This is a genomic window from Bacteroides sp. NSJ-39, assembly GCF_014287315.1.
GTDB classification, from domain to species: Bacteria; Bacteroidota; Bacteroidia; order Bacteroidales; family Bacteroidaceae; genus Bacteroides; species Bacteroides finegoldii.
Genome location: NZ_JACOOB010000012.1, coordinates 25,026 through 36,341, shown reverse-complemented (window position 1 = coordinate 36,341; position 11,316 = coordinate 25,026). Strand labels below are relative to the sequence as shown.

Annotated in this window: 10 protein-coding genes; 6 read left to right on the top strand and 4 right to left on the bottom strand. The window is 44.9% G+C overall.

Going from position 1 to position 11,316, the window contains the following annotated elements:
- Positions 1-36 precede the first annotated feature (36 nt).
- The 6 genes from H8S63_RS13765 to dnaG all read left to right on the top strand — a co-directional run bounded on the left by H8S63_RS13765 (position 37) and on the right by dnaG (position 7,459).
- Positions 37-999, top strand: a complete 963-nt coding sequence (locus H8S63_RS13765; protein WP_186927121.1) for a lipopolysaccharide assembly protein LapB — start codon at positions 37-39, stop codon at positions 997-999.
- 299 nt (positions 1,000-1,298) lie between these two features.
- On the top strand, positions 1,299-2,147 hold the full coding sequence (locus H8S63_RS13760; RefSeq protein ID WP_007749359.1) for a prephenate dehydratase: 849 nt from the start codon (positions 1,299-1,301) through the stop codon (positions 2,145-2,147).
- A complete protein-coding gene (locus H8S63_RS13755) occupies positions 2,122-3,333 on the top strand; it encodes a pyridoxal phosphate-dependent aminotransferase (protein WP_186927120.1) in 1,212 nt (403 codons plus the stop codon). The genes H8S63_RS13760 and H8S63_RS13755 overlap by 26 nt, the downstream gene beginning before the upstream one ends.
- A gap of 74 nt (positions 3,334-3,407) precedes the next feature.
- Complete coding sequence (locus H8S63_RS13750; RefSeq protein WP_007764407.1) at positions 3,408-4,469, top strand: bifunctional 3-deoxy-7-phosphoheptulonate synthase/chorismate mutase type II; 1,062 nt, start codon at positions 3,408-3,410, stop codon at positions 4,467-4,469.
- A 9-nt stretch (positions 4,470-4,478) separates the two neighbouring features.
- Complete coding sequence (locus tag H8S63_RS13745; RefSeq protein WP_007749366.1) at positions 4,479-5,252, top strand: prephenate dehydrogenase/arogenate dehydrogenase family protein; 774 nt, start codon at positions 4,479-4,481, stop codon at positions 5,250-5,252.
- Positions 5,253-5,377: 125 nt separating this feature from the next.
- A complete protein-coding gene (dnaG, locus tag H8S63_RS13740) occupies positions 5,378-7,459 on the top strand; it encodes a DNA primase (protein WP_186927119.1) in 2,082 nt (693 codons plus the stop codon).
- Here the strand turns inward: dnaG and folE are convergent.
- From folE to H8S63_RS13720, 4 genes are all read right to left on the bottom strand, one after another.
- A complete protein-coding gene (gene folE / locus H8S63_RS13735) occupies positions 7,456-8,043 on the bottom strand; it encodes a GTP cyclohydrolase I FolE (RefSeq protein WP_186927118.1) in 588 nt (195 codons plus the stop codon). The two genes, dnaG and folE, sit on opposite strands and share 4 nt — an antisense overlap.
- Before the next feature lie 7 nt (positions 8,044-8,050).
- Entirely contained in the window at positions 8,051-8,500 is a 450-nt protein-coding gene (locus H8S63_RS13730; RefSeq protein WP_186927117.1) for an SPOR domain-containing protein, read from the bottom strand.
- A 101-nt stretch (positions 8,501-8,601) separates the two neighbouring features.
- Positions 8,602-10,671, bottom strand: a complete 2,070-nt coding sequence (locus H8S63_RS13725; protein ID WP_186927116.1) for a BT_3928 family protein — start codon at positions 10,669-10,671, stop codon at positions 8,602-8,604.
- The gene (locus H8S63_RS13720) at positions 10,661-11,203 is read right to left on the bottom strand and encodes a DUF1599 domain-containing protein (protein WP_007749381.1); all 543 of its coding nucleotides are present in this window, start codon (positions 11,201-11,203) and stop codon (positions 10,661-10,663) included. The genes H8S63_RS13725 and H8S63_RS13720 overlap by 11 nt, the downstream gene beginning before the upstream one ends.
- Positions 11,204-11,316: the final 113 nt, after the last annotated feature.

The following is an 11,316-nucleotide window of genomic DNA, read 5'->3' as shown; positions in this document are numbered from 1 at the left end:
ATTACATTTGCAAGTGTAACTCAAAAACAACATATCATGCCGAACTTTTTTAAATCTTTCTTCTCCGGGAAATCGGATACACCGGAAAGTGAAAAGCAGAAAAACGACCGGAAAAGATTCGAGATCTTCAAATATGACGGTTTGCGCGCGCAACGCATGGGACGCCCGGATTATGCCGTAAAATGTTTCACGGAAGCCCTTGCCATTGAGGAGGATTTCGAGACATTGGGATATCTCAGCCAACTCTACGTCCAATTGGGAGAAACGGCAAAGGCCCGCGAACTTTTGGAGAAAATGGCTGTAATGGAACCTCATGTTACCAATACTTTCCTGACATTGGCGAATGTATGCTTCATTCAGGAAGATTATCAGGCTATGGAAGAGGCAGCCAACAAGGCCATCGCCATCGAAGAAGGAAATGCCGTAGCGCATTATCTGCTGGGAAAAGCCCGCAAAGGCCAGGACGACGACCTGATGACTATCGCCCACCTCACCAAAGCTATCACCTTGAAGGATGATTTCATCGAAGCCCGCCTGTTACGCGCAGAAGCCTTATTGAAAATGAAACAATACAAAGAGGTAATGGAGGATGTAGATGCCATATTGGCTCAGAATCCGGAAGAAGAAACGGCGATACTCCTACATGGAAAGGTGAAGGAGGACAACGGAGAGTCCGAAGAAGCGGAAAAGGATTATCGACTTGTCACGGAAATAAATCCTTTCAACGAACAGGCGTACCTCTATCTGGGACGACTTTACATCAGTCAGAAGAAACTGACGGAAGCTATCGGACTCTTTGACGAAGCCATTGAGTTGAATCCGAACTTCGCAGAAGCTTATAAGGAACGCGGACGTGCCAAATTGTTAAATGGCGACAAGGACGGTTCTATCGAGGACATGAAGAAATCATTGGAGCTGAACCCGAAAGATGAAGCCGGTTTGAACGGTGAATTCAAGACTCTGGGAGCAAAGCCGGAAACTCTTCCGGGTATCTTCTAAGTGTCCTTTTTATATTTTTTAGGCAAGAATAGAAAAAAAGTATCGCTTTTTGTTTGCATCTAACAGAAAATTATTACTTTTGCCCCAGAATTAGAAACCAAAGCAAAAACAAAGGATCGAATGAAATCGTTTACTTATGCATATTACTTCTTTTTTTACTTTTACTTTAGCAACAAAGTAGAGCGGGAGTTTGTATGTATCAAGTGACAGTGATGCTTAAGGACTGAATAGAGAAATCAATCATATGAATCCCGCTCCAATATGGACGCGGGATTTTTTTATATAAACCATTTAGAACAATGAAAAAGATAGCAATTCAAGGAACATTAGGTTCCTACCATGATATCGCCGCACACAAGTACTTCGAAGGGGAAGAAATAGAGCTAATCTGCTGCGCCAACTTCGAGGACGTGTTTACTTCGATACGAAAAGACAGCCAGGTAATCGGAATGCTCGCCATCGAAAATACAATTGCGGGAAGCTTGTTGCACAACAATGAGTTGTTGAGACAAAGCGGCACACAAATTATCGGCGAATATAAATTGCGTATCTCACACAGTTTTGTCTGCCTTCCCGACGAAAGTTGGGAAGACCTGACGGAAGTAAATTCCCACCCTATCGCCCTGATGCAATGCCGCGAATTCCTGAACCAACATCCGCAACTGAAAGTAGTAGAGGGTGAGGATACGGCACGCAGCGCGGAAATCATCAAGAACGAGAACTTGAAAGGACACGCCGCCATCTGTTCCAAAGCGGCAGCCGAGCGTTACGGTATGAAGGTGCTTCAAGAAGGAATCGAGACAAACAAACACAACTTCACCCGTTTTCTGGTAGTTGCCGATCCCTGGCAGGCGGATGAACTACGCCAACATCATGCAAATGCTACCAACAAGGCAAGCATGGTATTCACCTTGCCGCATACGGAAGGCAGTTTGTCGCAAGTATTGTCCATCCTGTCTTTTTATAATATCAACCTGACCAAGATACAATCGTTACCGATCATCGGACGTGAATGGGAATACCAGTTTTATGTAGATGTGGCTTTCAACGATTATCTGAGATATAAGCAGTCCATTGCAGCAATCACTCCATTAACCAAAGAACTCAAAACATTAGGCGAATATGCAGAAGGAAAGTCAAATGTATAAAATCGCTCCTGCCGACAGACTGGCAAGCGTAAGTGAATACTACTTCTCCAAGAAACTGAAAGAGGTAGCACAGATGAATGCGGAAGGTAAGGACGTCATCAGTCTGGGTATCGGAAGTCCCGATATGCCCCCCTCCGAGAAAACCATCGAAACATTGTGCAGCAATGCGCATGATCCCAACGGACACGGCTACCAACCGTACGTGGGCATCCCCGAACTTCGCAAGAGTTTTGCCGCCTGGTATCAACGTTGGTATGGAGTGGAACTGAATCCGAACACAGAGATACAGCCTTTGATCGGCTCGAAAGAGGGAATACTCCATGTCACTCTGGCATTTGTCAATCCGGGAGAACAAGTGCTGGTTCCTAATCCGGGATATCCTACTTACACTTCGCTGAGCAAGATACTCGGTGCGGAAGTCATCAACTACGACCTCAAAGAAGACGAGAACTGGATGCCTGATTTTGAAGCCCTGGAGAGAATGGACCTCAGCCGGGTAAAACTGATGTGGACCAATTATCCGAATATGCCGACAGGCGCCAATGCAACTCCGGAATTATACGGGCGTCTCGTTGACTTTGCCCGCCGCAAGAATATTGTAATCGTGAATGATAACCCATACAGCTTTATCCTGAACGAGAAACCGATCAGTATTCTGAGCGTACCGGGGGCCAAAGACTGTTGTATCGAATTCAACTCCATGAGCAAAAGCCACAATATGCCGGGATGGCGTATCGGTATGCTAGCCTCAAATGCTGAGTTTGTACAATGGATTCTGAAGGTGAAAAGCAATATAGACAGCGGAATGTTCCGTGCCATGCAACTGGCGGCAGCCACTGCTCTGGAAGCCGAAGCCGACTGGTACGAGGGCAATAACAAGAACTACCGTAACCGTCGCCACCTAGCCGGTGAAATTATGAAAACACTAGGGTGCACATACGATGAGAAACAGGTAGGTATGTTCCTTTGGGGAAAGATCCCCGCTTCCTGCAAAGATGTGGAAGAGTTGACGGAAAAGGTATTGCATGAAGCCAGAGTGTTTATCACACCGGGATTTATCTTTGGCAGCAACGGAGCGAGATATATCCGCATCTCTCTTTGCTGCAAAGACGCCAAGTTGGAGGAAGCACTCGAAAGGATAAAAACAATGACACAATGTGCTGACAGCCAACGTGCCGATAAATAGAACAATTAAATAGTTTAGATAACCCAACTGCCAATGGAATTACTAGCACATTGGCATATTGATACATTATTATTATGGAACTCGAATCAATTTTATTACCGGGCATTGAGGCTAAAAGACCGATTGTCATTGCCGGCCCGTGTAGCGCAGAAACAGAAGAACAAGTAATGGATACAGCCAAGCAATTGGCAGCGAAAGGTCAGAAGATATTCCGTGCAGGAATCTGGAAACCACGTACCAAACCGGGAGGCTTCGAGGGTATAGGCGTCGAAGGTCTTGCCTGGTTGAAAGAGGTGAAAAAAGAAACCGGTATGTATGTCGCAACCGAAGTTGCAACGGCCAAGCACGTTTACGAATGTCTGAAAGCCGGAATCGATATTCTTTGGGTAGGTGCACGTACCACTGCCAACCCTTTCGCCGTACAGGAAATCGCAGACGCTCTGAAAGGCGTTGATATCCCCGTATTGGTCAAGAACCCTGTAAATCCGGATCTTGAATTGTGGATCGGAGCCTTGGAACGTATCAACAATGCAGGTCTGAAACGTCTAGGTGCTATTCATCGTGGTTTCAGCAGCTACGACAAGAAGATTTACCGCAATCTGCCCCAATGGCACATTCCTATCGAACTGCGCCGCCGCATCCCTAATCTGCCCATCTTCTGCGATCCCAGTCATATCGGTGGAAAACGCGAACTGGTAGCTCCGCTTTGTCAGCAGGCTATGGACCTTAACTTCGACGGTCTGATCGTAGAAAGCCACTGCAATCCGGATTGTGCATGGAGTGACGCTTCCCAACAAGTGACACCGGATGTACTCGACTATATCCTCAATCTATTGGTTATCCGTACCGAGACCCAATCGACCGAAAGTCTGGGGCTGCTACGCAAACAGATTGATGAATGCGATGACAACATCATTCAAGAGTTGGCAAAAAGAATGCGCGTTGCCCGTGAAATCGGTACATACAAGAAAGAACATAATATCACCGTACTCCAGACCGGACGTTACAATGAAATTCTGGAAAAGCGCGGTTCGCAAGGGGAACAATGCGGTATGGATGCGGAATTCATGAAGAAAATCTTCGAGGCTATCCACGAAGAGTCTGTCCGCCAACAGATGGAGATTATCAACAAATAAACAATAGACATGAGAATATTAATACTCGGAGCCGGGAAAATGGGCTCTTTCTTTACTGATATATTGAGCTTCCAACACGAAACGGCCGTGTTCGACGTCAACCCGCACCAATTACGTTTTGTCTACAACACTTATCGTTTCACGACATTGGAAGAAATCAAGGATTTTGAACCGGAACTGGTTATCAACGCCGCAACAGTAAAGTACACACTGGACGCTTTCCGCAAAGTGTTGCCTGTGCTGCCCAAAGATTGCATCATCAGTGATATTGCTTCTGTTAAAACGGGACTGAAGAAGTTCTACGAAGAAAGCGGCTTCCGTTATGTTTCCAGTCACCCTATGTTCGGTCCGACTTTCGCCAGCCTTAGCAATCTAAGCAGCGAGAACGCCATTATCATCAGTGAAGGAGATCACTTGGGTAAGATCTTTTTTAAAGACCTCTACCAGACCTTGCGGTTGAACATCTTCGAATATACCTTTGACGAACATGATGAAACGGTGGCTTACTCGCTATCCATCCCGTTCGTTTCGACGTTCGTATTTGCAGCTGTAATGAAACACCAGGAAGCACCGGGAACCACATTCAAGAAACATATGGCTATTGCCAAAGGTTTGCTGAGCGAAGATGACTACCTGCTTCAGGAAATTCTGTTCAACCCGCGCACTCCGGGACAGGTGGCCAACATCCGCACCGAGCTGAAAAATCTTCTCGAAATCATTGAGAACAAGGATGCGGAAGGAATGAAGAAGTATCTGACAAAGATTCGGGAAAAGATCAAATAACCCGTAATCGGCAATCACTGATTACACATAAGATTTAACGGTCCCCTGCAAAAAAGTTCTTTGCAGGGGATTTTTTTATGTGTACCTTTGTATCCGCAAAAACAGATTTACAGGAGATAGAAAGAATGATAGATCAAGCTACCATAGACCGGATATTGGATGCGGCACAGATCATGGATGTCGTTTCAGATTTTGTCACACTACGCAAGCGTGGAGTGAATTATGTCGGTTTGTGTCCTTTTCATAACGACAAGACTCCTTCTTTTTATGTCTCTCCCGCCAAAGGGCTTTGCAAATGTTTCGCATGTGGAAAAGGGGGAAATGCCGTACACTTCATCATGGAGCACGAGCAGATGTCCTATCCGGAAGCACTAAGATACCTCGCCAAGAAGTACAATATCGAAATCAAAGAACGGGAACTGAGTGATGAAGAAAAGTTTGTGCAAAGCGAACGGGAAAGCCTGTTTATCGTCAATAACTTCGCACGCGATTACTTTCAGAATATACTGAAGAACCATGTAGACGGCCGCAGTATCGGGATGGCTTATTTCCGCAATCGCGGCTTTCGGGATGATATCATCGAGAAGTTTCAGTTAGGATATTGCACCGACAGCCACGATGCTTTCGCCCAAGAAGCAATACAGAAAGGATATAAGAAAGAGTATCTTGTGAAAACGGGACTTTGTTATGAAACGGATGACCACCGTCTGCGGGACCGCTTTTGGGGACGTGTCATATTCCCGGTACACACTCTTTCGGGAAAGGTAGTAGCTTTCGGCGGACGTGTGCTTGCCAGTGCGACCAAAGGGGTTAAGGTCAAATATGTCAATTCTCCCGAATCGGATATTTACCACAAGAGCAACGAACTATACGGTATCTATTTTGCCAAACAGGCGATTGTAAAACAAGACCGTTGCTTTTTGGTTGAAGGGTACACAGACGTAATCTCTATGCATCAATCCGGCATCGAGAATGTAGTGGCCTCTTCGGGAACAGCGCTTACCCCGGGACAAATCCGTATGATTCACCGCTTCACAAACAATATGACGGTGCTTTATGACGGGGACGCCGCAGGTATCAAAGCTTCTATCCGTGGTATTGATATGCTGCTCGAAGAGGGTATGAACGTCAAAGTCTGCCTGCTTCCCGACGGTGACGACCCGGACTCTTTCGCCCGCAAACATAACTCTACGGAATTCCAGGCCTTCATCTCGGAACACGAAACGGACTTTATCCGCTTCAAGACTAACTTGTTGTTAGAGGACGCCGGAAGAGATCCCATCAAACGTGCGGAACTGATCGGTAATCTGGTACAAAGCATTTCGGTCATACCGGAAGCGATTGTACGGGATGTGTATATCAAAGAATGTGCCCAACTATTACATATAGAAGATAAACTGTTGGTTTCGGAAGTTGCCAAAAGACGGGAAACGCAAGCGGAGAAACGGGCGGAACAGACAGAACGGGACCGACGGATTGCCGAAAGGGCAGCCTCTATGCCACAAGGTGAACAGGCCGGAAATATGCCCGCTCCCAATGGAGATGTTCCATTGCCTCCTGAAATTGCTGAGGCAGGATATACAGAATCCCCTTTCCCGCCACAAGAAGACAACTATGCTTCTTTTATTCCGCAGGAAGGAAAAGAAGGGCAGGAATTTTATAAATTCGAGCGGTTGATATTACAGGCCGTAGTCCGTTACGGTGAGAAAGTCATGTGTAATCTGACTGACGAAGAAGGAAATGAAATCCCAGTCACTGTCATAGAATATGTTGTCAATGACTTGAAAGAGGATGATTTGGCTTTCCATAATCCGTTGCATCGCCAAATGCTGTCGGAAGCTGCCGCACACATGCATGATTCGGCTTTTATCGCGGAACGTTACTTTCTGGCACATCCTGACCCGATTATCAGTAAATTGAGCGTAGACCTGATTAATGTACGTTATCAACTCAGCAAATACCACTCCAAATCACAGAAGATTGTGACAGATGAAGAACGGCTCTACGAACTGGTTCCCATGTTGATGATTAACTTTAAATACGCAATCGTTACGGAAGAACTGAAGCATATGCTTTATGCACTGCAGGACCCGGCGCTCGCTCATGACAATGAAAAGTGCGACTCACTAATGCAACGTTATAATGAGCTGAGAACCGTACAAAGCATTATGGCAAAACGCTTGGGGGATAGGGTTGTTCTACACTAACTCCCGTGCTGGATGAGATTCATAAACTCTTCGCGAGTCTTTGCCTGATTGAAAGCCCCCGTAAAGTCGGAAGTAGTAGTAATAGAGTTCTGTTTTTCAACACCACGCATTTGCATACACATATGTTTGGCTTCCACTACAACCATTACACCTAACGGATTCAGCGTTTCCTGAATACACTCTTTGATTTGCAGCGTCATGCGTTCCTGCACTTGCAGGCGATGAGAGAATATATCGACCACACGGGCAATCTTACTAAGTCCCGTGATATAGCCGTTAGGAATATAGGCCACGTGTGCCTTTCCATAAAACGGTAGCATATGATGTTCGCAGAGAGAGAAGAAATCAATGTCTTTCACAATCACCATCTGACTATATTCCTCTTTGAATTTAGCGGAACGAAGTACTTCGTGCGGATCGATGTGATACCCTTTTGTTAAACTCAGCATCGCCTTAGCTACCCGTTCGGGAGTTTTCAACAGCCCTTCCCGTTCAGCATCTTCGCCCAACAAAGTTATAATACTACGATAATGATTCTTCAATTCCTCCAAATTCGGAGCGACAATTTCTTCTTTTTCCAACATGACAGATTTATAAAGGAATATTGATCTGGTCTCTCACAATAGAAACCTCTTTAAACATACCGGTAGCTTTCAACCGACGCATCATTGCGTCCGCCTCTTCAATACTTCGGAAATCACCCACACGACAAAGCCAACGGGGCGAAATAAACGAAGTATATACCGACAACTCCGGAAAATACTCTTTGACTCTTGAAGCTACACGATCAGCATCGTTTTTTGCCTGTCGTGTATTATTGCCTGCATACGCCTGTATCCGGAAACCGGAAGCCTTTATCACCTTCTGTTCGCCTGTTGCAGGACGCTCCATGCCAATCAGAGCTTCAATACGGGGATCCTGGTGAATGGTCACCTTTCCCTGCCCCGGCACCGTACGCTCCAAACTCCTGATAATGCCCTGCGCCTGTGCACCGGCATCCACCAAGAGAAGCAATAGGACAAATAAAACAAGTTTTCTCATTTGATAATGAAATAGTTCACCACAGATTACACGGATTAATACAGATTTTCATTGAATGAAGTTAATCTGTGCGAGTCTGTGTAATCCGTGGTGAAAGTTAATTATGCATTGAACGCATCAATGATACCTTTGAAATCAGCAACCTTCAGAGCAGCGCCACCGATCAAACCACCATCAACGTCCGGATTAGCGAACAATTCTTTTGCATTAGAAGGCTTGCAGCTACCACCATAAAGGATAGAGGTATTGTCAGCGATCTCCTTGCCATACTTGTCAGCAACGATTGAACGGATGAAAGCGTGGATTTCCTGAGCTTGTTCCGGAGTAGCAGTTTTACCTGTACCGATAGCCCAAACCGGTTCGTAAGCCAAGATAATCTTTGAGAAATCTTCAGCAGACAGAGAGAATACAGAAGCCATCTGTGCAGCTACCACTTCATTCTGCTTGTTAGCTTCGCGTTCTTCCAGAACCTCACCGATACAGAAAATCGGAGTCAGACCGTTAGCCAAAGCCAATTTCACTTTTTCTTCAAGGATAGCAACTGTTTCACCGTAGTAAGCACGACGTTCAGAGTGTCCCAAAATTACATATTTGGCTCCTGTAGAAGCAACCATCTCAGCCGATACCTCACCTGTATATGCACCGGAAGCCTTGTCTGCACAGTTTTCAGCACCTACACCAATCTTAGCAGCGTCTACCAACGGAGTGACAGAAGCCAAGTGGATAAACGGAGTACAGATGATTACATCACAGTTAGGCTTTTCGTTAGCCAATGCTTCGTTCAATTCTTTAGCCAAAGCGATACCCTCTTGAAGGGTTTTGTTCATTTTCCAGTTTCCTGCAACAATGTTCTTTCTCATTTTGTTTTCTTTATTTAAAGGGTTAATAAAACTTTTTTTTCGTTCTCTACGGCGAATAACCAGCACATCCACGCCCAGCACAAGCAACAACGGGATAACAAACCACAGGAAAACATATCCCACTGTGTGAAAATCACTTTCCAATTTTTGTTGTCCCAATGGCAAATTCTCCAGTTTATCGGTCAACACGTATTCGTCCGGAATATCCTCGTCACTCCACTTATTCAGAATAGTCCCGTTCTTAATCAGCATTAATCCCGGATTGGAACGCACCATCGTCTTCAGAGTTATATCATCCATCTGACAGAAAGGATACTCTGCACCGGTCTTGTCTTTCCATAATTCGATTTGTTCTTCGGGTGAGGAAGTCAGGCAATAAAATCTGTAACCATGTTCCACCGAATAATCATATATTTCATTAATCAAATCAATATTACTGTCATCCGCTTCCTCAATCCGGTGGGCAACCAACAGGAATGTATATCCCATATCGGTCAGGACATCTTCCGTAATATCATTTCCTGTATCCAAATCCATTATGGAAAAATCATGGATGGGCGGTTCATAGCCTTTTTCCTTAAGTACAGTACGTGTATCGACAAATGTCCAAGTACTGTCCGGATAGTTATCCAGCGTAAATTCTTTCTTTTCGCCATTCTTTTCCAGCACAAAAATACTTTCATATACACTCGGTTTCGCTCCATCGGGAATCGTCATCCCTTCCGATATATTCTTTCCAATCTTATACGGCCGGAAGTCTAATACAGGCAAACGGTCCAAGCAATAAAATGACAAAGTAAACACAAAAAACAGTGTATATAATGAAACCAGCCATTCCATCTTCACGCTAATGAACCGGAACACCATCTTCCTATATCGGAACGTTCCGGCAGCCGCAAGCAGGAGCACTACATTTTTGCCAAATGTCTCCCAATTCGTCAAAACCCAAGCATCGCCAAAACAACCACAGTCCGAAACCGGATCAAAGAGGGCAAGGTACAGTGTCAGTGGCGTCATAAAAATCATCAGCATTAACGCCAATGAAGAAGCGATCGTCCTTCGCGTTCCGAAAAACAAAGAGATACCAATAAAGAATTCGACAGAAGATAACACGATACCTCCCAATAGCGGGAAAAATGAAGGGAACCAAGAAGCCATTCCGAATGCAGCCAGATAATCCTGTATCTTATACTGGAATCCCAGTGGATCAACTGCCTTTACAAATCCGGAAAATATGAACGAAGCCGCCAGAATAAAGCGACCGGTGTTCGCCACCACTTCCTGAATGATATGTAAGTTCTTATCCTTCAAATTCTATCTTTATCAATCCAAAAACCGAATAATTAATCATGTCCATGTAATTAGCATCGATTCCTTCGGACACCAATGTGTTACCGGACAGACTTTCAATCTGCTTAGTGCGGTAAATTTTCATCAAAATCAAGTCTGTATACGAACTAACGCGCATGCTCCGCCAAGCCTCATCATAATCATGGTTCTTGGCAAGCATCAGTTCCAATGCCGCTTGGGCATACTTATCATAAAGCGTCATCGCTTCTTCATTACTGATGTCGGCAGATTCGGCATATCCCAATTCCAGCTGAATCAGTCCGACAATACCGTAATTGACAATCGCAATGAATTCAGAACGGATTCCTTCGTCTACCAAAGTCACTCCTTTAGTTTCAATACTACGTATCCGGTTGGCTTTGATAAAAATCTGATCGGTCACCGAAGCCGGACGCAGGATACGCCACGCAGGACCGTAATCGTGCAGCTTCTTGGAGAATAAGTCACGGCATAAAGCGATGACATGTTCAAATTGTTGCTTGGTATCTTTCATTTTCTTCCAAATAGTGTGCAAAGGTAACAATAATTAAGTAAAAACAGAAAGAGGGCACTCTAAATTATATTAAAGTGCCCTCTTCTAAAGATATTGTATTACTGTTTTATAAG

Excerpts from the sequence above, each read along its gene's own strand:
- H8S63_RS13765 (WP_186927121.1), top strand. The coding sequence starts at position 37 with ATGCCGAACTTTTTTAAATCTTTCTTCTCCGGGAAATCGGATACACCG.
- H8S63_RS13760 (WP_007749359.1), top strand. The coding sequence starts at position 1,299 with ATGAAAAAGATAGCAATTCAAGGAACATTAGGTTCCTACCATGATATC.
- H8S63_RS13755 (WP_186927120.1), top strand. The coding sequence starts at position 2,122 with ATGCAGAAGGAAAGTCAAATGTATAAAATCGCTCCTGCCGACAGACTG.
- H8S63_RS13750 (WP_007764407.1), top strand. The coding sequence starts at position 3,408 with ATGGAACTCGAATCAATTTTATTACCGGGCATTGAGGCTAAAAGACCG.
- H8S63_RS13745 (WP_007749366.1), top strand. The coding sequence starts at position 4,479 with ATGAGAATATTAATACTCGGAGCCGGGAAAATGGGCTCTTTCTTTACT.
- dnaG (WP_186927119.1), top strand. The coding sequence starts at position 5,378 with ATGATAGATCAAGCTACCATAGACCGGATATTGGATGCGGCACAGATC.
- folE (WP_186927118.1), bottom strand. The coding sequence starts at position 8,043 with ATGTTGGAAAAAGAAGAAATTGTCGCTCCGAATTTGGAGGAATTGAAG.
- H8S63_RS13730 (WP_186927117.1), bottom strand. The coding sequence starts at position 8,500 with ATGAGAAAACTTGTTTTATTTGTCCTATTGCTTCTCTTGGTGGATGCC.
- H8S63_RS13720 (WP_007749381.1), bottom strand. The coding sequence starts at position 11,203 with ATGAAAGATACCAAGCAACAATTTGAACATGTCATCGCTTTATGCCGT.